Annotated in this window: 28 protein-coding genes; 26 read left to right on the plus strand and 2 right to left on the minus strand. The window is 36.9% G+C overall.

Annotated elements, in window-relative coordinates:
• Positions 1–15: 15 nt before the first annotated feature.
• From ACTTKV_RS01420 to rplS, 16 genes are all read left to right on the plus strand, one after another.
• Positions 16–774, plus strand: coding sequence for a chemotaxis protein (locus tag ACTTKV_RS01420; RefSeq protein WP_442548898.1), 759 nt, complete (start codon positions 16–18; stop codon positions 772–774).
• Positions 774–2,033, plus strand: coding sequence for a peptidase U32 family protein (locus ACTTKV_RS01425; RefSeq protein ID WP_442548899.1), 1,260 nt, complete (start codon positions 774–776; stop codon positions 2,031–2,033). The genes ACTTKV_RS01420 and ACTTKV_RS01425 overlap by 1 nt, the downstream gene beginning before the upstream one ends.
• Complete coding sequence (purE, locus tag ACTTKV_RS01430) at positions 2,030–2,524, plus strand: 5-(carboxyamino)imidazole ribonucleotide mutase (RefSeq protein ID WP_442548900.1); 495 nt, start codon at positions 2,030–2,032, stop codon at positions 2,522–2,524. Before ACTTKV_RS01425 ends, purE begins: the two co-directional genes overlap by 4 nt.
• A gap of 13 nt (positions 2,525–2,537) precedes the next feature.
• Positions 2,538–3,011: a DUF3972 domain-containing protein gene (locus tag ACTTKV_RS01435; protein ID WP_442548901.1), complete on the plus strand. Its 474-nt coding sequence runs from the start codon at positions 2,538–2,540 to the stop codon at positions 3,009–3,011.
• Positions 3,012–3,095: 84 nt separating this feature from the next.
• On the plus strand, positions 3,096–3,491 hold the full coding sequence (locus tag ACTTKV_RS01440) for an OsmC family protein (protein WP_442548902.1): 396 nt from the start codon (positions 3,096–3,098) through the stop codon (positions 3,489–3,491).
• An 88-nt stretch (positions 3,492–3,579) separates the two neighbouring features.
• A complete protein-coding gene (glyQ, locus tag ACTTKV_RS01445) occupies positions 3,580–4,440 on the plus strand; it encodes a glycine--tRNA ligase subunit alpha (protein ID WP_103593256.1) in 861 nt (286 codons plus the stop codon).
• A gap of 6 nt (positions 4,441–4,446) precedes the next feature.
• Positions 4,447–5,169 (plus strand): Nif3-like dinuclear metal center hexameric protein, encoded by a 723-nt coding sequence (locus ACTTKV_RS01450; RefSeq protein WP_442548903.1) that lies wholly within the window; start codon positions 4,447–4,449, stop codon positions 5,167–5,169.
• A gap of 16 nt (positions 5,170–5,185) precedes the next feature.
• Complete coding sequence (locus tag ACTTKV_RS01455; protein ID WP_442548904.1) at positions 5,186–5,893, plus strand: zinc ribbon domain-containing protein; 708 nt, start codon at positions 5,186–5,188, stop codon at positions 5,891–5,893.
• Between the two features lie 9 nt (positions 5,894–5,902).
• Complete coding sequence (waaA, locus tag ACTTKV_RS01460) at positions 5,903–7,039, plus strand: lipid IV(A) 3-deoxy-D-manno-octulosonic acid transferase (RefSeq protein WP_442548905.1); 1,137 nt, start codon at positions 5,903–5,905, stop codon at positions 7,037–7,039.
• A complete protein-coding gene (locus ACTTKV_RS01465) occupies positions 7,036–7,794 on the plus strand; it encodes an RluA family pseudouridine synthase (RefSeq protein ID WP_442548906.1) in 759 nt (252 codons plus the stop codon). Before waaA ends, ACTTKV_RS01465 begins: the two co-directional genes overlap by 4 nt.
• Before the next feature lie 62 nt (positions 7,795–7,856).
• Positions 7,857–9,197 (plus strand): signal recognition particle protein, encoded by a 1,341-nt coding sequence (ffh, locus tag ACTTKV_RS01470; protein ID WP_442548907.1) that lies wholly within the window; start codon positions 7,857–7,859, stop codon positions 9,195–9,197.
• A gap of 71 nt (positions 9,198–9,268) precedes the next feature.
• Complete coding sequence (gene rpsP, locus ACTTKV_RS01475; protein ID WP_009293992.1) at positions 9,269–9,496, plus strand: 30S ribosomal protein S16; 228 nt, start codon at positions 9,269–9,271, stop codon at positions 9,494–9,496.
• Complete coding sequence (locus ACTTKV_RS01480; protein ID WP_442548908.1) at positions 9,496–9,738, plus strand: KH domain-containing protein; 243 nt, start codon at positions 9,496–9,498, stop codon at positions 9,736–9,738. Before rpsP ends, ACTTKV_RS01480 begins: the two co-directional genes overlap by 1 nt.
• Positions 9,731–10,261, plus strand: a complete 531-nt coding sequence (gene rimM / locus ACTTKV_RS01485) for a ribosome maturation factor RimM (protein ID WP_442548909.1) — start codon at positions 9,731–9,733, stop codon at positions 10,259–10,261. The genes ACTTKV_RS01480 and rimM overlap by 8 nt, the downstream gene beginning before the upstream one ends.
• Positions 10,258–10,950, plus strand: a complete 693-nt coding sequence (trmD, locus tag ACTTKV_RS01490) for a tRNA (guanosine(37)-N1)-methyltransferase TrmD (RefSeq protein ID WP_442548910.1) — start codon at positions 10,258–10,260, stop codon at positions 10,948–10,950. Before rimM ends, trmD begins: the two co-directional genes overlap by 4 nt.
• Positions 10,951–10,958: 8 nt before the next feature.
• Positions 10,959–11,315, plus strand: coding sequence for a 50S ribosomal protein L19 (gene rplS / locus ACTTKV_RS01495; protein ID WP_442548911.1), 357 nt, complete (start codon positions 10,959–10,961; stop codon positions 11,313–11,315).
• Positions 11,316–11,495: 180 nt separating this feature from the next.
• Here rplS and ACTTKV_RS01500 read toward each other — a convergent pair whose 3' ends face one another.
• Both ACTTKV_RS01500 and tgt read right to left on the minus strand, forming a co-directional pair.
• Positions 11,496–12,182 (minus strand): CorA family divalent cation transporter, encoded by a 687-nt coding sequence (locus tag ACTTKV_RS01500; protein ID WP_442548912.1) that lies wholly within the window; start codon positions 12,180–12,182, stop codon positions 11,496–11,498.
• Positions 12,172–13,302 (minus strand): tRNA guanosine(34) transglycosylase Tgt, encoded by a 1,131-nt coding sequence (tgt, locus tag ACTTKV_RS01505; RefSeq protein WP_442548913.1) that lies wholly within the window; start codon positions 13,300–13,302, stop codon positions 12,172–12,174. Before tgt ends, ACTTKV_RS01500 begins: the two co-directional genes overlap by 11 nt.
• Positions 13,303–13,379: 77 nt before the next feature.
• Between tgt and ACTTKV_RS01510 the strand changes: the two genes are divergently transcribed.
• From ACTTKV_RS01510 to mog, 10 genes are all read left to right on the plus strand, one after another.
• Positions 13,380–14,486 (plus strand): MlaE family ABC transporter permease, encoded by a 1,107-nt coding sequence (locus tag ACTTKV_RS01510; protein WP_442548914.1) that lies wholly within the window; start codon positions 13,380–13,382, stop codon positions 14,484–14,486.
• Entirely contained in the window at positions 14,483–15,223 is a 741-nt protein-coding gene (locus ACTTKV_RS01515; protein ID WP_442548915.1) for an ABC transporter ATP-binding protein, read from the plus strand. The genes ACTTKV_RS01510 and ACTTKV_RS01515 overlap by 4 nt, the downstream gene beginning before the upstream one ends.
• Positions 15,224–16,156 (plus strand): MlaD family protein, encoded by a 933-nt coding sequence (locus tag ACTTKV_RS01520; protein ID WP_442548916.1) that lies wholly within the window; start codon positions 15,224–15,226, stop codon positions 16,154–16,156.
• The gene (locus tag ACTTKV_RS01525; RefSeq protein WP_103593267.1) at positions 16,153–16,713 is read left to right on the plus strand and encodes an ABC-type transport auxiliary lipoprotein family protein; all 561 of its coding nucleotides are present in this window, start codon (positions 16,153–16,155) and stop codon (positions 16,711–16,713) included. The genes ACTTKV_RS01520 and ACTTKV_RS01525 overlap by 4 nt, the downstream gene beginning before the upstream one ends.
• Before the next feature lie 93 nt (positions 16,714–16,806).
• The gene (locus ACTTKV_RS01530; RefSeq protein ID WP_442548917.1) at positions 16,807–18,225 is read left to right on the plus strand and encodes a COG3400 family protein; all 1,419 of its coding nucleotides are present in this window, start codon (positions 16,807–16,809) and stop codon (positions 18,223–18,225) included.
• A gap of 3 nt (positions 18,226–18,228) precedes the next feature.
• Positions 18,229–19,266: a 3-dehydroquinate synthase gene (aroB, locus tag ACTTKV_RS01535; RefSeq protein ID WP_442548918.1), complete on the plus strand. Its 1,038-nt coding sequence runs from the start codon at positions 18,229–18,231 to the stop codon at positions 19,264–19,266.
• Positions 19,263–20,852 carry a mechanosensitive ion channel domain-containing protein gene (locus ACTTKV_RS01540; RefSeq protein ID WP_442548919.1) on the plus strand — a complete coding sequence of 530 codons (1,590 nt, stop codon included), beginning with the start codon at positions 19,263–19,265 and terminating at the stop codon, positions 20,850–20,852. The genes aroB and ACTTKV_RS01540 overlap by 4 nt, the downstream gene beginning before the upstream one ends.
• Positions 20,849–22,090, plus strand: coding sequence for a tRNA (N(6)-L-threonylcarbamoyladenosine(37)-C(2))-methylthiotransferase MtaB (mtaB, locus tag ACTTKV_RS01545; RefSeq protein WP_442548920.1), 1,242 nt, complete (start codon positions 20,849–20,851; stop codon positions 22,088–22,090). Before ACTTKV_RS01540 ends, mtaB begins: the two co-directional genes overlap by 4 nt.
• Complete coding sequence (locus ACTTKV_RS01550; RefSeq protein WP_442548921.1) at positions 22,053–23,729, plus strand: ATP-dependent metallopeptidase FtsH/Yme1/Tma family protein; 1,677 nt, start codon at positions 22,053–22,055, stop codon at positions 23,727–23,729. Before mtaB ends, ACTTKV_RS01550 begins: the two co-directional genes overlap by 38 nt.
• A 10-nt stretch (positions 23,730–23,739) precedes the next feature.
• Positions 23,740–24,279, plus strand: a complete 540-nt coding sequence (gene mog, locus ACTTKV_RS01555; protein ID WP_087580042.1) for a molybdopterin adenylyltransferase — start codon at positions 23,740–23,742, stop codon at positions 24,277–24,279.
• Positions 24,280–24,344: the final 65 nt, after the last annotated feature.

A 24,344-nucleotide genomic window follows, 5' to 3' on the forward strand; every position in this document is an offset into this window, starting at 1 on the left:
TTATTAGGAGCTTTTATGACCCAAGAGGAACTTGACGCGCTTATGGCTGGCGGACTGGACGATTTAGAGGATGCTAAAGACGATGCTAGCCAAGAGACTGCGGACGTCAAAGAGGATATAGACGAGGTAGCAGAAGTTGCAGAGGCAATCAGTGCCAAAACAGCCGAGCCGCAATCAACAGTAGAAAATATATCAAAGCAGGGAGAAAACTACAGGGTGAGTGCAGATGGTGTTTGGCCACCACCACCACCAACAGAAGACCACAAAATGGTTCATCAGCTTGATGATGTGACTAGGGATAGCGAAGAAAAAGCTACTCAGATGTTTGATAAGCTTGAGACGATAAATAACTTTTTTATGGACGCTGAGAGTGACTCAAATAGCCTGAAAGATGCGATAAACTCAAACATCGAACTATTTACGACATTAAGCCAGAAATTTCCAAATATTGCCGCATTTAGCGAAGCTTTAGAGAAAAACAATGCACTTCTTGGTACGATTGATAACATCATCGGAAATTTACAAATGGGACAAGATGAGATAATGATGGCTATGGATATGATGCAGTATCAAGACATTCATAGACAAAAGATCGAGCGTGTTATCAACGTTATGAGAGCTCTAAGTAAATACATGAATACTTTGTTTGAAGGTAAAATCGACGATGATAAACGTGTTGGCTCAGCTGTTCACATCGCAGGTGATACAACTACTGAAAATCTTGTGAGCAACGACGACATCGAAGCCTTGATAGAAAGTCTAGGTAAAAAATAGTGCTAAAAAGGCCTGAGCTTTTATCTCCAGCTGGAAATTTAACAAAACTTAAAATCGCCCTTGAATACGGAGCGGACGCTGTTTATGGTTCGGTGGCTAGTTTTTCGCTAAGGACCAGATCGGCGAGGGAATTTAACCTTGAAACGTTTAAAGAGGCGATAGACTACACACATGCAAAGGGAAAGAAATTTTATGCAACCATAAATGCTTTTCCTTTTAACTCGCAGATCGAGCCACTAAAACGCCACTTAGAGACTATCTCGGCTATGAAGCCAGATGCCTTTATTATTGCAACTCCAGGAGTCATGAGTCTAGCAAAGGCTATTGCCCCTGATATCGAGATACACCTCTCAACTCAGGCAAACGTTATGAATGTGCTTGATGCAAAAATTTATCACGATATGGGCGCAAAACGCATTGTTGTGGCTAGAGAGATGAATTTAAAAGATGTTATAAAGATAAAAGAGGAAATTCCAACCCTTGATATCGAAATTTTCGTCCATGGCTCGATGTGCTTTGCCTACTCTGGCAGGTGCTTAGTAAGCTCAGTGCAAAGCGGACGCATGTCAAATCGCGGAAGCTGTGCGAACGACTGCAGGTTTAAATACGAACTCTATGCTAAAAATGAAGAGAGTGGCGTGCTTTTTCGCCTAGAAGAGGATGAAAACGGCACTCACATTATGAACTCAAAGGATCTTAGTCTTATTTCCCACATTAAAGAGATCGTTGATAGCGGTGTGATAGATAGCTTTAAGATAGAGGGTCGCACAAAGAGTGAGTACTATGCAGCCTGCACAGCAAGAGCCTATAAAATGGCGATAGATGATACCATGGATGGTAAATTTGACGCACAAATTTATGAAAATGAGATAAATACACTTAAAAATCGTGGTTTTACGGATGGATACTTAGTGCATAGACCTTATGAGAGAATAGATACGCAAAATCACGTTAGTAGCCTAGAAGAGGGCACACATCAGGTAAATGCCATAAGTGAAGATGGCGAATTTTTTAAGTGCAAATATAAAATTTTTCCAGGCAGCAGCTACGAGATCGTGGCTCCTACTGGGTCGGTTATAGAAGATGGTGAAAATGAAATTTCTGAGATTTATTCACAAGATGGTAAGAAATTTATCAAATTTAAACAGCTTATAACTAAAAAAGGTAAAGTTATGAGCGAAATTCATAGTGGCAATGAAAACGAGATAAGTCTTGGTGCCAAGCTACCAAAATTTAGCTTTTTGAGGGAGAAAATATGAAATTTGTTTCTATTATAATGGGAAGTAAGAGTGACTACGAGATCGTTAGTGAGGCGGCAAAAACTCTTGAAAAATTTGGTGTAAAATATGAGTTGATAATAAGCTCAGCTCATAGAAGTCCAAAAAGGACGAGTGAGTACGTCACAAATGCTGAAAAAAAGGGTGCAAAGGTCTTTATCGCAGCTGCAGGCATGGCAGCTCACTTAGCTGGAGCGATCGCTGCAAATACAACCAAGCCAGTTATCGGCATACCAATGGCAGGATCAGCTTTAAGCGGCGTTGACGCACTTTACTCAACAGTACAAATGCCAAGTGGCATGCCAGTGGCAACTCTAGCTATCGGCAAGGCCGGTGCTATAAATGCAGCCTATTTGGCGGTGCAAATTTTAGCTCTTGAAGATAGTAGTCTGGCAAGTGCTCTAAAAGCCGATAGAGAGGCGAAAGTAAAGGCTTTAGAGGAAGACTCTTCAAAGGTTGAAGTGATACTGTAAAAAAGGAGAAGCGGTGCAGACCTATCTTGGAGTTGATGAATTTTGCAAACTTGTGCACTTGGAGCGTGAAGTTATCGAAGATATGATAAATCGTGGCGTTTTGAAAACCAAAGAGGAAAATGGAGAAATTTTGATAGAAGCGAGCGAGGGAACGATGAGTGTTGTGCCTAGTGTTTCGCAAAATTTATCTATGCAACTGCAAGGCCAAGATGGTATCAGCTTTGTTGAAAAGACGATCGGAACAATATTAAATTTACACGAAAAGGTGCTTGACGCAAAGGACGAGACGCTAGAGACCTTAAGAAATGAGAATAAATTTTTAAAAGAGGCACTCATTTCGATGCAAGAGCTCTATGACGAAGATAGAAAAACGGTCGAGACGCTCACAAAACAGCTTAAAATTTCACAAGATGAAGTTGAGTTTTTAAAACGAAAATACAAGCTTATGTGGAACCAAGCAGTTGAAAATTTTAACGGACAAAAGTAGTTTATGGGGATTGTAAATTTAGAGGATAGCTTTTAAATTTATGGCCTGAAGGCTTTAGTGAATATTTTTTTTGAAAGGTTAAAAATGAATATAAAAGTAATAAGTGAGTCAAAATTAAGAAATAAAATCAATTTCGACGGTAAAGAAATCTTTACTGACGCACCAGGTCCTTTTGGTCTTGGCGAAAATTTAAGTCCAGCAGAGATGTTAGCTGCAGCGTTTGCTAGCTGTGCGATGACGATAATGGCCATCAGGGTGGCAGAGTGCGGCGAAAATTTCGTAGGTTGCTATACCGAGGTGGAAAAAGAGGTTGATATGAACGACTTTAGAATCACGAAAATCGTTCTAAATTTCCATTTAAAAAGCGAATTTTCACCAAGCACAAGGGCAGTTATAAAAGAGGCTTTTGACAAGCAGTGTATCGTTGGGCGCAGTCTAAATCCAAGCATAGAGCAAGAAGTAAAATTTATATACGAGTAATAGATAAAATTTAACCATAAAAAATGGCGAAATATTTTATATAAAAACACAATAAACCTAAGTCGCCAAACTAATGAGGAGAGATAAAATGACATTTTCACAAATAATACTAACGCTTCAAAACTATTGGCAAGAGCAAGGCTGCGTCATACTTCAGCCATACGACATGCCAGCAGGTGCAGGCACATATCATCAGGCGACATTTTTAAGAAGCCTCGGACCAAAGCCATGGGCGACCGCATATGTAGCTCCAAGCCGCCGTCCGACTGATGGTAGATACGGCGAAAACCCAAACCGCCTTGGCGCTTATTATCAGTTTCAAGTACTCATAAAACCAAGTCCAGAAAATATCCAAGAGCTTTATCTAAAAAGCCTTGAAAGACTTGGTCTAAATTTGAAAAATCACGACATCCGCTTTGTTGAAGATAACTGGGAGAGTCCGACGCTTGGTGCTTGGGGACTTGGCTGGGAGGTCTGGCTAGATGGTATGGAAGTGACCCAGTTTACCTATTTTCAGCAAGTGGGCGGCATCGCATGCGAGCTCATATCTGGCGAGATAACATACGGCCTTGAGCGCTTAGCCATGTATCTACAAGACGTAAATAGCGTTTACGATATCGTTTGGGACGACTCAAATGGCAATATAGTAACCTACGCCGACGTTCACAAGCAAGGCGAGTATGAGTGGAGTAAATATAACTTTGAAGTGGCAAATGTTGATATGCTTTTTAACCAGTTTGAAAATGCATTTGGCGAGTGCAAGCGTTGCTTGGAGGCTAAAATTTCGCTGCCGGCGTATGATTATTGCATGCTTGCGGCTCATACATTTAACGTTCTTGACGCGCGCGGAGCGATAAGTGTTACACAAAGGCAAGACTACATCTTAAAAATTCGTGAGCTTGCAAAAGAGTGTGCGCTAACCTACAAAGAAAGTTTGGAAGAAAAGTAAAATTTGATGAAAATAGCTGAAATTTATAAAATTTTAGATGAAATTTGCCCATTTGCGAGCCAAGAGTCTTGGGACAATAGCGGCTTGCAAGTTGGCTCATTTGATAGCGAATTCGAGCGAATTTATCTAAGTCTTGATCTAGATAGTAAACTTTTGCAAAATGTTTTGCCAAACTCGTTCATCATCACTCATCATCCGCTCATTTTTAAAGGTCTAAAAAGCTTAGATTACAGCTTTTATCCAAGCTCACTCATAAGAGAGATGATGATAAAAAATATCTCGCTCATCTCGCTTCACACAAATGCTGATCTTGCCTTTTTAAATGAAAAATTTGTGACGCAGATTTTGGGGCTTGAAATTTCAAGCAAAGATGGCTTTTTGATCTATGCTGATGTGAAGATGATTTTTAGCGAGCTTTGCAAATTTGTAAAAGAAAAACTTGGGCTAGAAAATTTAAGAGCGGTTCATGCAAAAGATGAAATTTCTAAAATTTGTATCTGTACTGGAAGCGGCGCAGATCTCATCCAAGAGGTCAAAGCAGATGCCTTTTTAACGGGTGATCTAAAGTATCACCAAGCCCTTTATGCAAAGGAAAATGGACTAAATTTGATCGATATAAACCACTATGAAAGTGAGCGTTATTTTAGTGATTTTTTGGCAAAATATTTGCAAAATCTAAAAATTGAAGTTATAATAAGCAATTCTAAAAATCCATTTACATATTGCTAACAAAAAAGGAAACATTATGAATAAATATTTACAACAATTAGTTGAATTGTCTGATCTTGATAGACAAATAGATGGTTTTACGCCACGCATACAAGAAGTCGAGAAAGCCTATAAAAGCATAGAGGAAGAGTGTGAAACTATATCAGCTAATGTAGCAAAACTAGATGAAGAAATGAGTGATCTAAAGATTCAAAAATCAGGCACAAATGCCCATATTGCTGAGTTTAGTGCAAAGATCAAAGACGTAGCTAAAAAAAGCTCGAGCGCAAAAAATGAAAAAGAGATAAAAGCTTTAAGTCTTGAAGAAGATATTGCGAAAGAGCAGCTTGAAGCAGCAAATGAAGAGATAGCTAGACTTGAAAAACTAATAGATAATAAAAACAGTCAAAAGGATGAGCTAAATACCAAAAAAGCCGAGCTTGAAGGAAATTTAGAAAAGATAAAAAGCAATGCTTCATCTGAGCTTGAAAGTATTGAAAAAGAACGCAAAGAGGTCTATGCGAAAAAAGATAAGCTTGTTGCTGCAATGAATCAAAAAATTCTCGCATTTTATGAAAAGATAAGAAAATGGGCTCACAATACAGCTGTGGTGCCTGTTAAAAAGCAAGCTTGCTATGGTTGCTTTATGCAGATAAATGACAAAACTTTTTCTTCGGTTATAAAAGGCGAAGATATCGTTACATGTCCGCATTGTGGTAGAATTTTATACAAACAAGAGCAATAACACACTTTCGTGATAATAATATATTATTTTTTAGCCTCAATACTCTATATTTTTGGGGCTATTTTTTTACTCATCTTAAGTTTTAAAAAAAAGTATCAAAGATCGATCCCAGCACGTTTTTTTCTCTTTAATAACTCCAAATTTCAAGACGCGGATGTGCATTTTCATGCTTGCTCATTTGGCGAGGTGCAAGCACTCAAACCATTGATGCAAAAATTTGACAGCAAGGCCATAAGCGTGGTAACAAATACGGGCTTTGAAGCGGCAAGTAAAATTTGTTCTAACACAAGATTTTTGCCATTTGAAATTTTCTTGCCATTTTGGTTAAAAAAGAGCAAAATTTTAGTCATTTTTGAGGCTGAGTTTTGGCTTATGCTAGTTTTCATAGCAAAGCTAAAAGGCAGTCGCGTGATACTCATAAATGCTAGAATTTCAGATAGAAGCTATAAAAGTTACTTGAAATTTAGCTTTTTTTACAGATATCTTTTTAAATTTATAGATAAAATTTACGCCCAAAGCGAGCTTGATAAAGAGCGCCTAAAGTCACTTGGGGCAGGTGAAATAGAGGTCGCTGGCAATATAAAAGCTGCATTTTTGCCAAGCGTGAGTAAAATTTATGAAAAGCCAAAAGCTAGAGTGATCGTACTAGCAAGCACGCATGCTGGCGAAGAAGAGATGATACTAGCAAATTTAAATTTAAAAGAAAACGATCTTTTAATTATCGCACCACGCCATCCTGAGAGATTTACGGAGGTTGGAAAGCTAGCTAGCGAGTACGCTAAAAAGCATGATTTTATCTTTGCGAAATTTAGTCAAACGCATAAATTTGAAGCAAAGGTAAATTTACTTGACACTCTTGGCGAGCTTGTAAATGTTTATGCTATCAGTGATATAGTCGTGCTTGGAGGCAGTTTTGTGCCAAATATCGGTGGGCATAACCCAATCGAGTGCGCGAAATTTAACCCAGTGATAATTAGCGGCGAGTTTATATTTAACCAAAAGGCGCTATTTAGCCTAGTTGAAAACATCTATATCGCAAAGGCAAGCGAGATTGGCGGCATAATGGATGGTGAGGCCAAAAAGAGCAGGATATCTGTGCAAGCAAGCGCTGATGCGATTATAGAAGACATAAGGAGCACTTTATGAGTGAAGAAAAAGCGTATAAAATTTTAGCCAAGCAAAAAAACATCTCAAATAACGAAGCAAAGGAGCTGATCGACAGCGGACTAGTCTATGCCAAGGGGCAAAAGGTGATGATAGCTCGTGCTTTGATGAGTGAAAATACTAAATTTAGCGTTGAAGAGATGCCAAAGCCAAGTGTTATTTTTGAAGATGAAAATTTAATAGCTATTAGTAAACCAGCTGCCGTGACTAGCGAAAAAATCAGCCAAATTTATAAATTTCCACTCCTTCATAGACTCGATAAAGACACAAGCGGTGTGCTACTCCTTGTAAAAAATGACGAATTTGCGAGTCTTGCTATAAACGAGTTTAAAAAGATGAAGGTTGAGAAAATTTACGTGACCGCAGTTAGGGGCATCATGAGCGAGGAAGTGGTCGTAAATGAGCCGATCTTAACGATAAAAAATAAAAATGGCGCCATTTCAAAGATATCAAAAGATGGTAAAGAGGCGATTAGTGAAATTTCACCGCTCATGGTTGTTGGCAAAAAAACTCTTGTAAAAGTTGCCATAAAAACAGGCAGAACGCACCAGATAAGAGTGCATTTGGCTAGCTTAAATTTACCTATCGTTGGTGATGAGAAGTACGGCAAAAATAGGGCAAATAGAATGTTTTTGCATGCCTATTCTATCGCTCTTTTAAACTATAAATTTAAAGCGCCGATCCCAAGAGAATTTAACTCTCTTGGATTTGAGCTATCTAATAAATTTGAAATTTAAAGAGCAATAAAGAAATTATTTAGTAATATACGCCCTTTAATAACAACTTAGAAAGGTGATTAGTGTTCGAACAAATTAGCGAGTCTTTTAGATTAGCCGTTAGTAAGATACGTTTTATAGATGACGAAAAAGCTCTAAAAAACGCACTTGACGTGCTTAAAAAAGCTCTTTTAAAAGCTGATGTTCACCACAAAGTCACCAAAGATCTACTCGCATCTATCGAAAGCGAGCTAAAACAAACTGGCGTTGGCCAAAAGAATTTCTTAGATGCGATCAAGTCAAATTTAACTACTATCTTAACAGCTCCTGGTAACCAAGGCTTTGTCTATGCGCCAGTTGCACCGACCATTGTTTTAATGGCTGGATTACAAGGTAGCGGTAAAACAACGACAACTATCAAACTTGCAAATTATCTAAAACTAAGAAAGAAAAAAGTTTTAGTTGCGGCTTGTGATTTGCAAAGATTAGCGGCAGTTGAGCAGCTAAGACAGCTCTGCGTTGCAAATGAGATCGATCTTTTTTATATAGAAAATGAAAACAACCCTATAAAAGTAGCAAAAGAGGCATTAGAAAAAGCAAAAAGTGGTCTTTATGACGTGCTTTTAGTGGATACCGCTGGTCGTCTTGCGATCGATGAAAAGTTGATGCAAGAGATAAAAGATTTAAAAAATGCGATAAATCCACATGAAATTTTTTACGTAGCTGACGCTATGAGTGGTCAAGACGCCGTAAAAACGGCTACAAGTTTTAATGAAATTTTGGGAATTTCTGGAGTTATCCTTTCTAAATTTGATTCTGACTCAAAGGGTGGCGTAGCTATTAGTATCGCAAAACAGCTAAATATCCCACTTAGATTTGTCGGTACTGGTGAAAAAGTTGTTGATATCGAGAGTTTTATACCAGACCGTATCGTAAGCCGTATAATGGGTGAGGGTGACTTAGCTACTTTGGTTGAGAAAACATCGACTATTATAGATGAAAAAGAGGCGAAACGTCTAAATCAAAAGATAAAAAAAGGTCAGTTTAACTTTAACGACTTTTTAGATCAAATGGAAAGCGTTAAAAAGCTTGGTAGCATGAAGTCTTTGATGGGGATGATACCTGGACTTTCTAATATTGCAAATCAGATAAAAGATATAGATCTTGATAATTCAAAAGAAATTTTGCATATTAAGGCTATGATAAACTCTATGACACAAAAAGAGCGTGAAAATCCAGACCTTTTAAACAATAGCAGAAAAAGGCGTTTGGCAGCTGGTTCTGGGCTATCTCAAGTAGAGGTAAATCGTTTTTTAAAGCAGTTCGAAAATGCTTCGAAGCTTGCTAAGAAATTTTCAGGAAAAGGTGGAGCAAAAGGACTTGCAAATATGCTTTCTCAAGCAAATTTAAAAAGACCTGTTTGATAAAATGGTTTAAATTTGGATATTTGTTATCTAAATTTAAGCTTTATTTAAAAACAAGAGGAGAATATAATATGGCAACAGTAGTAAGACTAACAAGAATGGGACGTAAAAAAAGACCTTTTTATCGTATAGTTGTTACAGATAGCAGAAAAAGACGCGATAGCGGTTGGATAGAGAGCATTGGTTATTACAACCCAATGGTTGAGCCAAATGTTATAAATTTCAACAAAGAGAGATTGGATTACTGGAAAAGCGTCGGTGCTAAACTTAGCGATAGAGTTGCACAAATTACAAAATAATGGTTGAAAATTTTTTATACGAATACGCCAAGTTAATAGCCGATTTTCCTGAAAAGGTGACTATAAAGCGTCAGGAACTTGGTGAAAATTTTGTTGAAATTATCATAAATGCTGACAAGATTGATACTGGAAAACTTATCGGTAAAGACGGCAAAATGATAAATGCTATAAAGACCGTTATTATTGGTTGTAAAGCCAAAGATAATACAAGTTATAGGGTAACGGTAAAAGCTATTGAATAGTGATATTGTTGAAGTCGCTACTATCGGAAGATGTGTTGGTTTAAAGGGTTATTTAAAACTTCACAACAAGAGCGACTTTCCAGAACAGTTTAAAAAAGGTGTAACTTTTTTTGATAAAAACAATGATCAGCTTACCATAAAAGACTATAATGGACAAAAAGAGCTGGTTTTGTTTGAAAATTTTGATGACTTAGACCTTGCTAAAACACTTGTAAATAAAACTATCTACACCACAAAAGAACTCACTAGAAAAAACTGCAAATTAAAAAAAGATGAATTTTTTCAATTTGATATCATAGGTTTAAAGGTTGTAGAAAATGGAGAAAATTTAGGTATTGTAGAAGATATTCAGGATAATTTTGCTAATTCGCTTTTATATGTAAAAACAGATGAAGGACTTATTGCTAGTGGCAAGCCGAGGAATTTTTACATTCCATATTTAGAGCATTTTATCGTAAGTGTAAATTTAGATAGTGGAGAGATTTTAGTAAAAGGCTCGAAAGACATCTTAGAAAATTCATGAAATTTACATTTATTACCCTTTTTGAAAATTTGGTTAAACCTTACTTTTGTGATTCTATTTTAAAACGTGCAATTGGTAATAAATTTATCGAAATTGATTTTATAAATCCAAGGAATTTTACCAAAGATAAGCATAATAAAGTCGATGATTATATGATTGGAGGCGGAGCAGGGCTTTTGATGTTTCCGCAGCCCTTAGACGAGTCAATAAAATTTGTAAAAGAAAAAGATAAAAATGCTCATGTGATATTTTTGATGCCAGCTGGTAAAAAATTTAGCCAAAATGATGCAAAAAGGCTTTCTAAAAAAGATCATATTTGCTTTGTTTGTAGTAGATATGAAGGGCTTGATGAGCGTGTTGTTGAGCTTTGGGCAGATGAAGTTTTTTGCATAGGTGATTTTATTTTAACTGGTGGTGAGCTGCCCGCACTTTGCATGAGCGACGCTATATCAAGAAATGTTCCTGGGATTTTAGGAAACGATATGAGTCTTGAAGTGGAGAGTTTTGAGGATAATTTGCTTGAAGCTCCATCTTTTACAAAACCTGATAATTTTAAATCTCTCTTTGTGGTTTCAGAGTTTTTAAAGGGTAATCATGCTAAAATCCACAACTTAAAAAACAAGATGGCTCACTGCAAAACAAGGTACTTTCGCCCTGATTTATATCAAAAGCTAAAGCCACATAAATAAGGAAAAACATGAGAAATAAATACATTGAAGCGTTTGAAAATGCACAAATTGCTAGTAAGAATATCCCTGACTTCCGTGCAGGTGATACATTGCGTGTGGCTACTCGTATTCATGAGGGCGACAAAACAAGAATTCAAAATTTTGAAGGTATTTGTATAGCTAGACGCGGTAGGGGCACTGGCGAAACATTTATTATTAGAAAAATCGGTGCTAATAGTGTTGGTGTTGAGAGAATTTTTCCAATCTTTAGCGACTCAATTGAAGAGATAAAGGTCCTTAGAAAAGGTCGTGTTAGAAGAGCTAAGCTATTCTATCTACGTGAACTTCGTGGTAAAGCTGCTAAGATCCGCGAACTTAGAAAATAATCATAGTTGTCCTGAAATTTCAGGACAATCTTTTTTACAAATTTTTTTGTAATTTCTTTCTTTAATTTTTACTCACAATATTTAGTTAGATTTATTTTTAATATAAAGATATTTATATTGTTTCGAATAATCTAATTAAAAATACTTGCAAAATATCTTTTAAATATTAATTTTAATTTTTTATCTTTTTTTATTTGCATACCAAAATAAAAATATTATGCAAAAAAGTATTACGATTGACATCAATAAAACTACTGCAGATGTTGCATCTTTCAATCCACTAAATGGTAAACCTTGTGTATTCATTCCAAAAAAGCCAGTAATAAAATTTAGTGGCAAAAATAGCGCTGAAAGTAGCGTTAAAAGATAAATGTTTTTGTTGATTTTGTCGTTTTTATCACTTTGTATGAAAGTGTAGATATCCTCGACTCTTGCTGAGTATTCACTAATCATGTTTTTTAGGACTCCACATTTGTGAATACTATTTTTTAACTCCTTTTTAAGCTCGTTTTGTTCTGCTGCACAAATTTGCAAAGCCTCGTAAATGCGAGAAATCATACTTTCAAATTTTCTGATCTCATATCTCAAAATGTGATGTCTTTTGGCGAAATTTGCTACTTTTACACTTCCTGTGTAAATTTTCTCATAGCTTTCAAGCTCGCTCTCGTGCTCTAAAATTTTATTTAAAAAATGATCAAGCATCTTTTTTATCGTTTCTAAAAATTCATTTTTATCACAAGCTGAGTTTAGCTCTTCTTTAAAAATTTGCCCATTTTTAAAGAGAAATTTCTGTGAATCAGCGCCAAAATTTAAGATAATATAGTCAAAGCCATCGCCATAGAAATATCCGCTAAGATTAGCATTCATTGCTTGCTCTTTTTGCATAAAAATTTATCTTAAATTTGGCAAATTCGTCTCTTTCTATGGCCGCTCTCATCTCTTTCATCAGATTTAGATAGTAGTGTAGGTTGTGAAGGCTTGCCAGTCTAAAAAATGTGAGCTCTCTTGCCTTAAAAAGGTGGTTTAGATAGCCTCTAGAGTAGCGTTTGCAGGTGTAACACTGGCACTCTGGATCGATTGGCATATGGTCATTTATAAATTTGGCTGATTTTATATTTATCTTGCCAAAGCTGGTAAAAAGCGTACCGTTTCTTGCGTTTCTTGTTGGCATTACGCAGTCAAACATATCAACACCGCGTTCAACATTTTCGACTAGATCTTCTGGAGTGCCAACACCCATTAGATAGCGAGGCCTTAGCTCATCCATAAATGGCATGACTGCCTCAACCGTGTCATACATCGCCTCGTTGCTCTCTCCAACGCTAAGACCTCCTATTGCAAGGCCGTCAAATGGCATCTCATTTAAAGCCTCAGCGCAAAATTTACGCGCATCATAATCGGTTCCACCCTGAACGATGCCAAAGATATTTTGGTTTAGCCCAATGCCCTTGTTTTGCATAAATTTGTGATAATTAATCGCCTCTTTTGCCCATTTTATAGTTCGTTTTATGCTTAGATCGATCCTCTTTGGCTCAGCAGGTAGGGCAACCAAATCATCAAGTATCATCATAATGTCGCTACCTAGATCGTACTGTGTATCAAGAACAGATTTTGGTGTAAAATAGTGCGTACTGCCGTCAATATGACTTTTAAATTTTATCCCACCATCATCATTTTTGGTGTTTGATCTAAGCGAAAATGCCTGAAAACCACCGCTATCTGTTAAAAATGAGCAATCAAATTTAGAAAATCCATGAAGCCCGCCAAATTCACGCACGACCTTGCTGCCAGGACGCAAGTACATATGATATGTGTTTGCTAGAATGATCTTTGCATCCAAAATTTCACTCATATCAAAGGCATCAAGGCTTTTTACTGCGCCAACCGTGCCAACTGGCATGAAAACAGGCGTTTGAATCTCGCTGTGAGCTGTCTTTAGAACGCCACGTCTTGCGTTACCATCTTTTTTTATAACTTCAAATTTCATTGTTATCCCTTATTTTCTGATTTTCTATTTTAACAAATTTATAATATAATCCGCTAATTTTAAGGCAAAGGAACTTTTTGCAAAAGAGAAATGACATCATTTTTACCAAAGCAAATGGCACTCAGACTATAAAATTTATAGGCGAGTTTAGCTATAAAGATGCAAAAAATTTACAAGGTATTTTTAAGAAAATTTCACGATTTAGAGGTAGTGTTAAATTTGATTTTAGTGAGCTCAAAAGTATTGATTACGCTGTTTTGATACTTTTAAGAAATGCGCTAAACGGTAAGAAATTTGAGATTATTACAAATGATCCCAAGGTAAGAGCGATGGGCGAACTTTTAAATGATGAAAAGATCGACTTTAACTACATGCCACCGCATAATAGTCTAAATTTTTTTTCACGACTTGGTGAAAAAATTTGTGAAGGTTTTATAAATTTAGCTGAGTTTGGTACATTTTTGGGTGAATTTTTGATAAAAAGCGTAAAAATTTTATTTAATCCAGCCAGTCTTAGATTTAGGGAATTTAGCAACTATATAAAAGATGGCGGCGTAAATGCTGTTTTTATCGTATCACTCACCGCTTTTTTGATAGGCGTCGTGCTTGCGTATCTTGGCAGTGCGATGCTTGCAAGCTTTGGGGCAAGTATATTTATAGTCGAGATCATGGGGATGCTGACGCTTAGAGAAGTGGCTCCGCTTATAGCTGCTATCGTTATTGCAGGTAGGTCTGCTTCTAGTTTTACTGCACAAATAGGCGCCATGAAGCTAACTGAAGAGATAGATGCGATGAAGACGATGGGGTTTGAGCCGTTTAACTTTTTGGTGCTGCCGCGCATCATCGCCATGGTGCTTTGTGTGCCTGTCATTATCTTTATAGCTGATGCGATAAGTATTTTGGGGCAGATGATCATTTGTCAAACAATACTTGATATCAGTTTTAGTGACTATCTAAATAGATTTCGCGAGATGGTTGAGCTTAGGCATTTTGCTGTTGGCATGATAAAGGCTCCATTTTTTGGTGCGGTTATAGCGATCATTGGATGCATGAGAGGATTTGGCGTGAGTCAAAATGCTCAGAGCCTTGGAGCAATGACTACTGTTAGTGTTGTAAATGCGATATTTTGGGTCATCGCACTTGATGCCTTTTTTGCGATAATTTTTATGTGGCTAAAAATATGAACGAAATAATAGTTGGAAAAAACATAACAACAAGTTATGGCGATAAGATAATGCACGATAATGTGAGCTGGAGCGTAAAAGAGGCAGAAATTTATGGCTTTTTGGGTGGTAGCGGCACTGGTAAAACGACGCTCATGAAGACGATGATATATCTAAAAAAACCAAATAATGGTGATATAACATTTGATGGTGTAAATATGTGGAAAAGCTCACTACAAGAGCAACAAGAGATAAAGCTAAAAAGTGGAACGATGTTTCAGTTTGGAGCGCTTTATAGCTCGATGACGATCCTTGATAACGTGGGTGTTTTGCTTCATGAGTACTCTAAATTTAACAAGCGTCAGATCGATGAGATAGCGATGTTTTGGATACAAAAAGTTGGACTTAAAAAAGAAGTTTCTATGCTTTATCCAAGTGAGCTAAGTGGCGGTATGAAAAAGCGTGCCGCGCTAGCAAGGGCTTTGGTGCTGAGTCCAAGAGTGCTATTTTTAGATGAGCCAAACAGCGGTCTTGATCCTGTTAGCTCACGTCAGATGGACGCTCTTATAAAAGATCTGCGCGATAGTATCGGACTTACCGTAGTTATGGTGACGCATGATGCTGATAGTATTTTTGATATTTTGGATAGATTTTTGATAATAGATAACAAAAAGATAGCTTTTGAGGGAAATATAAAAGAACTCGAATACCTCGAGAACAACCCGCTTGAAGAGTTATTTAAAATGAGGAAAAAGTAGATGGAAAATAGAAATTCTTATACCATTGTTGGCATGTTTTTTATAGCCTGCCTTACAGCGTTTGCGGTATTTATCTGGTGGATGACTAGCAAAAACAACACAAAGGTTGATTTTAAAGAGTACTACATTCATACAACTGAGCTACCAAGTGGACTAAAGGTTGATTCAACAGTTAAATTTATCGGTGTACCAGCTGGAACGGTCAGTAATATAAATTTTGTCGATGACAAAAATGCTCTTATAAATATCACGATGAAGATAAGAGAAGATCTGCCTATAAAGGCTGACAGTATTGCAAGTATTGAAGTTCAGGCTATTAGTGGCGTTGCTAGTATAAATATAAGCCGCGGCACTAAGGATTTTTCGTCAGATCAAAAGCCTGTCTTGCAGCTTGAAGAGAGCTTGTTTTCAAAACTTGGAAACAATGCAGAAAACATCACCTTAAAGATAAATCAAACCCTTGACAAGGTCGATAACTTTTTCTCTCCTGAAAATATCGCTCACGTAGAGTCGATCCTTAAAAATATCGATAAATTTACACAAGTTTTAACAGATGAAGAGGGACTAAGTGAGATTGACTCTATTGTTAAAAATGTTAAAAGTTTTACAGATAGTTTAAACAAAACCGACACAAAAGAGCTTGTTAAAAATTTAAACACTCTAATTTCAAACGCAAACCAAGTTTTTGTATCGGCAAATTCGGCTATTACTGGATATAATTCGCTGCAAGAACTTATCACCGAAAAAGCAAAAGATGGCGAATACGACCTTAGAAATACAGTTGGGCCGTTATTAAGAGAAGCGAGTGATTTTTTAAATGGATTTGATAAAACGCTTCGCGAGTTTAGAGGTGCGCTCCAAAGACTCGAAGATAATCCTTACGAGTTTTTCTTCACAAATCCAGTCTCAAACGACAAAGGAGATAAGAAATGAGAAATTTGATATACATAGCGGCTGCTTTTTTCTTTCTTGGCTGCTCACTAAAGACAGATGTGCCGCAAGCTACGATGTATGAAATCCACTATTCAAACAAAGAGTGCTCAGCTGAAAACAAGCAAAAAGAGCTAAAAAATGTCTTCATAGAAAACGTGAGTGCTCTTGACATGGTTGATACTAGAAAAATTTTGATCGTGGCTGAAAATAATAAAATCAGATACCTAAGCGATGCTAAATTTGTCTCTGAGCCAAGCGAAATGGTTTATAAATCGCTTGTAAAAGGGCTTTATTCAAACTGTGCTGCTAAGCCGATATTTTCACCAAATGCAAAAGATCTTAGACTAAAAGTAAGCATCATCTCTCTTCAAATAAGAGGCGACAAGGCCGAAGTTTCGCTAGCTTATGAGCTATTTAATGCAAACACTTCACTAAAATCAGGCATGATCACAAAAGAAATTTTCTGCCCAGATCCAAGCTCAAGTACTATTTTTGATACTATAAACAAGGCTACAAATTTAGCAATCGATACACTAATCTCTGAAATAATCTCTTAAATTTTCTTGGCTGTAAATTTCTAAATTTATAGCCAAAATAGCTTATTTTAAAGACCTTTTGTTATAATGTGAGCTTTAAAATACGGAGAATTGATGAAGAAAATTTTAATAATCGCAGATGGAACTTTCGCAAGAAATTTTTTAAACAGACTACTTGAAACAAAATCAAATTTACATCACTATATCGTTGTTTCGAGTGATGATTATAGACAAAAAGCAAATTACGAAAATTTCACTTTTTATAAATTCGACCCAACTAGTCTTTCAAAGCTAAAAAGCATAAGCGATGGCTACTTTAGTCAGTTTTGTATAGTTTGCGATGATAAAAATGAGGCGATTGCAGTCTATGAAAATTTAAGACAGATCAGCACAAAGACCGAGACTGTTTTTATGAGCTCATGGGAGCTTGATGAGGAGCATAAAGAGATATTTTCAAAGGATAAGCATTTAGATGTTGTTGATATCAGGGATATTGCAGCTTCAAGGCTTATGGATTATTTACCTGATCTGCCAGTTTTGGCTGATAATATCGGCCTTAGCGAGGGCGAGATTATGGAGGTTAAGGTACCAATAGGCAGCTCTTATATGTATCGTCACATCAGCTCTGTAGCTCAGAAAAAATGGCGAATAGCTCTCATATATCGAGGCAGCGAGATCATCTTGCCAAAGCCAAATATAATGATACAACCAAGCGATATTTTGCTAATTGTCGGCGATCCAAACGTGCTTCAAAATGTTTACCGTTCTATTAAACGCGAGAGTGGTCAGTTTCCAAGTCCATTTGGTAGTAACATATACGCACTAATTGATATGAAATCAATGAGTAAAGAGCGCGTTAGCAAGCTTATAGAAGATAGTCTATATATGCACTCAAAGCTAAATAACAAACGCCTTATTTTTAGAGTCATAAACGCGACTTTGGGTGAAAATTTAGAGAGACTAAAGGCGATAAAAGAGAAAAATATTCTTGTTTTGATGGATTATTTTAACAGCGACAATAAAGAGATCAAATCAGACGTCGCAAAGCACGACATAGGGCTAATCTTAAGCGATGATAAGTACTTTTTTAAATTTCAAAAGCTCTTTTATAAGCTCAAGCTTCCAGTGCTAAAGACTGGTAAAATTTTGCTTTCAGATATAAAAGAGGGTGTGATACTAGGCGATCAAAGCCAAGAAGTGGAAAATCAATCAGCCGTGATAACAGATTGTTGTGCGCAGCTTGATCTTGAGATGAAATTTTATTATTTTGACAATAAACATAGCGATGACGAGGCGTTAAAGGAGCATTTTGAAAGCATTAGTGCGCTATTTTCAAAACGCATAAAGATAGAAAATCATAGCCTAAAAAATCCGCTTGTTAAGCTAAAAAATACAAAAAATTTACTTCATTTTGTGATGTTTAGCAAGAGTGTGGCAAATGGTGGAGCTTTTGCCTTTTTATCGACAAATTTAAATAGGCTTTATAAGAAATTGAGCCAAAATGCACAACTTTTTGTGCCAGTAAGTGAGTAAAAAATGCAGATAAATTTAAATCTTAGAGAAAAGACGTCAGGCTACAAAATTTACATAAACGAGCTTGAAAAGCTTGAGCTAAAAGGCAAGGTCGGTATCGTTACAAATGCTAAGGTAGCAGGCCTTCATCTCGAAAAGCTACTTAGCGTTTTAAAGTGCGATGAGAAATTTATCATAAGCGTTCCTGACGGCGAAGAGTATAAAAATTTAGAGACGTTAGAGCAAATTTTAGAGCAGCTTTTTGTTAGTAAATTTGATCGCTCATCTACGCTAATTGCCTTTGGCGGTGGCGTCATAAGCGATATGACTGGCTTTGCAGCAAGCATTTATGAAAGAGGGATAAATTTTATAAATATCCCAACTACGCTTTTAGCACAAGTTGATGCTAGTGTGGGCGGAAAGACTGGCGTAAATAATAAATTTGGTAAAAATTTAATAGGCTCTTTTTACCAGCCAAAGGCGGTTTTTTGTGAAACAGACTTTTTAAAAACACTTCCAAAGAGAGAATTTGTGGCAGGTATTGCTGAAGCTTTAAAGATGGCAATAACATTTGATAAAGAGATGTTTGAGTGGCTAAAAAGCATAAATTTAAATGATGAAAATTTAGCCAGACTGGTTGAAAAGTCGGTAAATTTAAAGGCGAAAGTAGTTGAGCAAGATGAGAAAGAAAAAGGCTTAAGAGCCATTTTAAACTACGGTCACACATTTGCTCATGTCATCGAAAACGAAACAAACTACAAAGAGTTTTTGCACGGCGAAGCGGTAGCGATAGGTATGAATATGGCAAATCGTTTAAGCGTAAAATTAGGACTTATGAGCGAGGCAGAGGCCGAAGAGATCAGGCAGGTTTTAGTAAAATTTGATCTTCCGGTAAGTTATAAAATACAAAACAAAAATGCATTTTATGAGGCATTTTTTATGGATAAAAAAACAAAAGATGATAAGATAAATTTCATCATCGCAGACAGGATAGGCGGTGCGATCATTAAAAATGACGTCAAAAAAGAGGATATTTTAGAAATTTTAAGAGAATTTAAATGAAAAAGATCTTTATTTTATTGCTTTACTGCTTTGCTCTTTACGCAGAAGAAAATGCTAGCGTTGAGTCAAATAGTTCACAAATTTTACAAAACAGTGAGCTTAGAAAAGAAATTTCAAGCTTAGACAATTCGCTAAAAAATAATATCTGGATTACAAGATATGCTAACTATAACACCTACCAAAAACTGCTTGACGAGCTTGAAAAAAACGAAAATGATCTAAAAAAATTAGATAAGAACTCAAAAAAGGGTAGTGATCTTATAAAGAGGATCCAAACCTTAAAAGAGCAGATAAATTTGCTAAAAGAGTATGAGAAAACACCATTTTCAAATATGCTAGCAGCCCCAGAAATGGACACTCCACCAAGGATAACAAGCCCTGTTGCGCTGGTATCTGGCTTCTCATACATCAAAAAGATAAAAAGCGACAAGATCGAATATAAAAAACATATAAAAGAGCTTGATGCGCTTTTAGAAAAGCTCGAAGCAAAGGAAAATTTACTAAATAGGCTAAATTTATTGGATAATAATGAGCAAGATAGAGCAAGCCTAAATCTAGTCAAGCAAGAAATAGGTGACTTTAAAGCTGCAAAACAGATCGCAGATACGACTTTTAATGTCTATGAGAAAAGGGCTGATGAAGCTATAAATTTAACAACGGCTGATATAAAAGCTCAGTTTTTAAGCATGGGCTATACGACTATCGTCATTGTTTTGACCATCGGACTAACCTTTATCGCCAAATTTATCGTTAAAAGAACAATTACTGATAATGAGAGATTTTACACGGTCAATAAATTTTTAAACGTTCTAAATATAACCGTAATCATCATAATCTTGCTTTTTTCGTATATAGAAAATGTCACTTATCTCGTAACTGTGCTAGGTTTTGCTTCAGCTGGTATCGCCATTGCCATGAAAGATATGTTTATGAGTATGCTTGGCTGGATGGTGATCATGTTTGGTGGCTCTATACATGTAGGCGATAGGATTAGGGTATTTCATGATGGGAGCGAATTTGTAGGCGACGTCATTGATATTTCGCTGCTTCGCTTAACCGTTTTTGAGGATGTTAGCTACTCAACCTATAAAACAAACCGCCGTGCAGGTAGGATCATCTTTGTACCAAATAACTACATCTTTACCGATCTGATCGCAAACTATGCTCACTATGGTATGAAGACAGTTTGGGACGGTATAGATATTATGATAAGTTTTGATAGCAATCATAAAAAGGCTGTCTATTTGGCAAGGAATGTTGTCAAGAAATACTCAAAAGGCTATACCGATATCGCAAAACGTCAAATGAATAAATTAAGAAGCCAATATAGCATCAAAAATCCAAATGTCGAGCCAAGAATTTATACGTTTTTTGAGCCTTATGGCATAAATATCTCATGCTGGTTTATGTCAAATTCCTATGCCACGCTGGCACTTAGAAGCACAATAAGTGCTGAGATCATCGAGGCTTTTTTGGCTCAAGATGATATAAAGATCGCTTATCCAACGCAAACTATGTTTGTAGGTAAAAAAGAAAATCCAAGCGATCATACTGCACACGGTGAGCAAGAGAGCGAAAGTATTTGATGCAAAAGATATTTTTTAAAACATTTGGGTGTCGTACAAATATCTATGATACCGAGCTTTTAAAAAGCTACATCAAAGACTACGAGATCACAAATGATGAAGATGCTGCTGATATTGTGGTCATAAACTCATGCACAGTCACAAATTCTGCTGATAGCGGTGTCAGAAACTACATAAACGGTGTAAAAAGGCGTGGAGCGAAGGTGGTGCTAACTGGGTGTGGTGCGGTTAGCAAGGGTAAGGAGCTATTTAATAGTGGTATATTTGGCGTGCTTGGAGCTAGTAAAAAGAGTGATCTAAATGAGCTTTTAAAACAAGAAAAGCCATTTTTTGAGCTCGGAAATTTAAACTCTATCGATAAAAATATAGTTACAAATTACGAAAATCACACAAAGGCTTTTATAAAAATTCAGGAAGGTTGCAACTTTAACTGCAGTTACTGCATCATCCCTTCAGTGCGCGGTAGGGCTAGAAGCATGAATGAGGCTATGATATTAAAAGAGGCAAGAATTTTAGCTCAAAACGGATATAATGAGCTTGTCCTAACTGGCACAAATATAGGCAGTTACGGTAAAGATACAAATAGCTCTCTTGGTAAACTTTTGGCAAACTTGGGTAAAATTTCTGGCATTAGACGTATTCGGCTCGGAAGTATTGAGCCAAGCCAGATAGATGAGAGCTTTAGAGAAATTTTAAAAGAAGAGTGGCTAGAGCGTCATCTACATATCGCACTTCAACACACGAGTCAGGCGATGCTAAAGATCATGCGAAGACGCAACGATGCATTTAGCGACTTGGAGCTTTTTAATGAGCTTAGCTCACTTGGCTTTGCACTTGGTACGGACTACATCGTGGGACATCCAGGAGAGAGCGAGGAAATTTGGGCAGAGGCTGTGGAAAATTTTAAGAAATTTCCTATCACGCATCTGCATGCGTTTGTCTATTCACCAAGGCGTGATACGCATTCAGCGACACTAAAGAGTGATGTTAGCGGTGATGTGGCAAAAGGTAGGCTAAAAATTTTACAAGGCATAGCTTTGCAAAATAATGAAAATTTTAGAAAAAAATACAAAGAGACTTTAAAAATTTTAGTCGAGCAAAAAAACGGCGACTTTTACGAGGGCTTTGATCAGTTTTACAATAAAGCTAAAATTTTTAGTGAAAAAGACATAACGAAAGAGTGGTTGGAGGTAAGCGAATATGAAATTAAGCCAGATGCCAATTATGCAAAAATTTAAATTTAACAGAAAAAATATCCTAATAATCGCCGCCATTGCTTTAATAGGTGTGCTACTTTTTGCCGTTAGCAAAGAGCCACGAAATATCACATACTCTCAGTATATGCAGCTCATGGAGGGAAATTTTGTCGATAGAGCAGTCATAGACGGTGATGAAGTCATACTTTATGCACAAAACAATCGCTTTTCTATCATGAAAGAGGGCATTGATTTAAAAGAGCTTATCAAAAAAGTGCCTGTTGAAAAGACTAAGCAATACATCACTCCTGGTATGGTTTGGGGATTTATCATCTTTGTTTGTTTTATCCTTTGGTACGCTTACATTTTTAGGAGTATTAATAAAAAAAGCGAGAGCCTTTTTAATAAAAAAGATGGTGCTTTAGAGATAGAAAGCGTGCTAAATCAAAATGTGATGCCAGTTATTTCAAATGTTAGATTTAGTGATGTGGCTGGCATTAGTGAGGTCAAAAGCGAACTTAGTGAGATAGTTGACTTTTTGAAAAATCCACAAAAATACAGAAATTTTGGTATCAAAATGCCAAAAGGTGTGCTAATGGTAGGTCCTCCAGGTGTTGGCAAGACGCTTGTTGCAAAGGCCGTTGCAGGCGAGGCAAATGTACCATTTTTCTACCAAAATGGTGCTAGTTTTGTGCAAATTTATGTTGGCATGGGTGCAAAAAGAGTAAGAGAACTTTTTAGCAAAGCTAAGTCCTATGCTCCGTCTATTATCTTTATCGATGAGATAGATGCTGTCGGAAAGAGCAGGGGTGGTACTAGAAATGACGAGCGAGAAGCCACTCTAAATCAGCTACTAACCGAGATGGATGGCTTTGAGGATAACTCTGGCATTATTGTCATAGCGGCAACAAATAGGATCGAAATGATCGACGAGGCACTACTTAGATCGGGTCGTTTTGATAGGAGAATTTTTCTTTCGATGCCTGATTTTAACGACAGAGTGGCTATTTTAAATACCTATTTAAAAGATAAAAAATGCGATGTTTCAGCCGAAGATATCGCTAGGATGAGCGTTGGCTTTTCAGGTGCCGCACTTAGCACCCTTGTAAATGAAGCTGCGATAAATGCTCTAAGAAATAATGAGAGCGTACTAAAAATAAGAGACTTTGAAGCTGTTTTAAATAAGGTCTTGCTCGGCAAAAAAAAGGTTCTAAGCTACAGCGAGAGCGAGAAAAAAATCCAAGCCGTCTATCAAGGTGCAAAGGCACTTAGTGCTTACTGGTTTGATGTGAAATTTGAAAAAATTTCACTCATTGAAGACCGCTTTATGGCAACCGAGCAAGAGATAGAGTCAAAGTCGCAGATGATATCTCGCATTAAAGTATTAATCTCTGGTATGTGTAAGCTTGAAATAGACGAAAATGATATTTTTTCAAACTCGAGCAGTGATCTAAATTTAGCCAAAGAGATCGCATCAAAGATGGTTTATGAATACGGCATGGGGAGCTCATTTGTCCCTAATCCAAATGATGTAGAAGAAATTTTAAAACAAGCAAAAGAAGAGATAATGTCCTTTTTAAAGGGTACAAATGAGCAGATCGCAAAGATCAGCTCATATCTGCTGGCATACGAGAGCGTAGATAAAGAGACGCTGGCAAAAATTTTAAACGAAAACTACTAAAGGAGAAAAAGTGAAAGCAAAAATAGGTATATTAACCCTTTCTGACCGTGCAAGCGAAGGCACATATGAGGACAAGTCGGGTCCTGCGATCAAAGAGGTGCTTGATAGCTGGATAGTGAGCGAGCGTGAGTACTTTTACGAGGTTATACCAGATGAGTTTGAGCTGATAAAAGAGAGGCTTGTGCACATGGTGGACGTACTTGGCTGCGACCTTGTGCTAACTACCGGTGGTACAGGACCAGCGGTGAGAGACGTTACGCCAGAGGCTACTGAGGCGGTTTGCGAGAAGATGATGCCAGGCTTTGGCGAGCTAATGAGAGCCGCAAGCCTGCAATACGTCCCAACAGCGATCCTATCGCGCCAAACAGCAGGCATCAGAGGGCACGCACTTATTATAAATTTACCAGGCCAGCCAAAGGCGATAAAAGAGTGCTTGGAGCCGGTATTTCCAGCGGTGCCTTATTGCATAGATCTGATAGAGGGTGCGTTTATTGAGACTGATGAAAATGTGATGGAAGTCTTTCGTCCAAAACAAAAGAAAATTTCTTGAATCAGTTTAATTTTAAAGCCACTGCTTTTATTAATATGCAGTGGCTTTTTATTAAAATTTAGTAG

Origin of the sequence: Campylobacter sp., assembly GCF_052169515.1 — a bacterium.
In the GTDB taxonomy this organism is placed as follows: domain Bacteria; phylum Campylobacterota; class Campylobacteria; order Campylobacterales; family Campylobacteraceae; genus Campylobacter_A.

What these genes read in the sequence shown, in the direction of transcription:
- tgt (WP_442548913.1), bottom strand. Translation starts at nt 13,302, where the DNA reads ATGAAATTTGAAGTTATAAAAAAAGATGGTAACGCAAGACGTGGCGTT.
- ACTTKV_RS01465 (WP_442548906.1), top strand. Translation starts at nt 7,036, where the DNA reads ATGAGTGAAGAAAAAGCGTATAAAATTTTAGCCAAGCAAAAAAACATC.
- ACTTKV_RS01550 (WP_442548921.1), top strand. Translation starts at nt 22,053, where the DNA reads ATGAAATTAAGCCAGATGCCAATTATGCAAAAATTTAAATTTAACAGA.
- ACTTKV_RS01500 (WP_442548912.1), bottom strand. Translation starts at nt 12,182, where the DNA reads ATGAATGCTAATCTTAGCGGATATTTCTATGGCGATGGCTTTGACTAT.
- trmD (WP_442548910.1), top strand. Translation starts at nt 10,258, where the DNA reads ATGAAATTTACATTTATTACCCTTTTTGAAAATTTGGTTAAACCTTAC.
- ACTTKV_RS01420 (WP_442548898.1), top strand. Translation starts at nt 16, where the DNA reads ATGACCCAAGAGGAACTTGACGCGCTTATGGCTGGCGGACTGGACGAT.
- ACTTKV_RS01480 (WP_442548908.1), top strand. Translation starts at nt 9,496, where the DNA reads ATGGTTGAAAATTTTTTATACGAATACGCCAAGTTAATAGCCGATTTT.
- ACTTKV_RS01450 (WP_442548903.1), top strand. Translation starts at nt 4,447, where the DNA reads ATGAAAATAGCTGAAATTTATAAAATTTTAGATGAAATTTGCCCATTT.
- ACTTKV_RS01540 (WP_442548919.1), top strand. Translation starts at nt 19,263, where the DNA reads ATGAAAAAGATCTTTATTTTATTGCTTTACTGCTTTGCTCTTTACGCA.
- ACTTKV_RS01455 (WP_442548904.1), top strand. Translation starts at nt 5,186, where the DNA reads ATGAATAAATATTTACAACAATTAGTTGAATTGTCTGATCTTGATAGA.
- ACTTKV_RS01520 (WP_442548916.1), top strand. Translation starts at nt 15,224, where the DNA reads ATGGAAAATAGAAATTCTTATACCATTGTTGGCATGTTTTTTATAGCC.
- rplS (WP_442548911.1), top strand. Translation starts at nt 10,959, where the DNA reads ATGAGAAATAAATACATTGAAGCGTTTGAAAATGCACAAATTGCTAGT.
- aroB (WP_442548918.1), top strand. Translation starts at nt 18,229, where the DNA reads ATGCAGATAAATTTAAATCTTAGAGAAAAGACGTCAGGCTACAAAATT.
- glyQ (WP_103593256.1), top strand. Translation starts at nt 3,580, where the DNA reads ATGACATTTTCACAAATAATACTAACGCTTCAAAACTATTGGCAAGAG.
- ACTTKV_RS01525 (WP_103593267.1), top strand. Translation starts at nt 16,153, where the DNA reads ATGAGAAATTTGATATACATAGCGGCTGCTTTTTTCTTTCTTGGCTGC.
- purE (WP_442548900.1), top strand. Translation starts at nt 2,030, where the DNA reads ATGAAATTTGTTTCTATTATAATGGGAAGTAAGAGTGACTACGAGATC.
- ACTTKV_RS01440 (WP_442548902.1), top strand. Translation starts at nt 3,096, where the DNA reads ATGAATATAAAAGTAATAAGTGAGTCAAAATTAAGAAATAAAATCAAT.
- rpsP (WP_009293992.1), top strand. Translation starts at nt 9,269, where the DNA reads ATGGCAACAGTAGTAAGACTAACAAGAATGGGACGTAAAAAAAGACCT.
- ACTTKV_RS01515 (WP_442548915.1), top strand. Translation starts at nt 14,483, where the DNA reads ATGAACGAAATAATAGTTGGAAAAAACATAACAACAAGTTATGGCGAT.
- ACTTKV_RS01530 (WP_442548917.1), top strand. Translation starts at nt 16,807, where the DNA reads ATGAAGAAAATTTTAATAATCGCAGATGGAACTTTCGCAAGAAATTTT.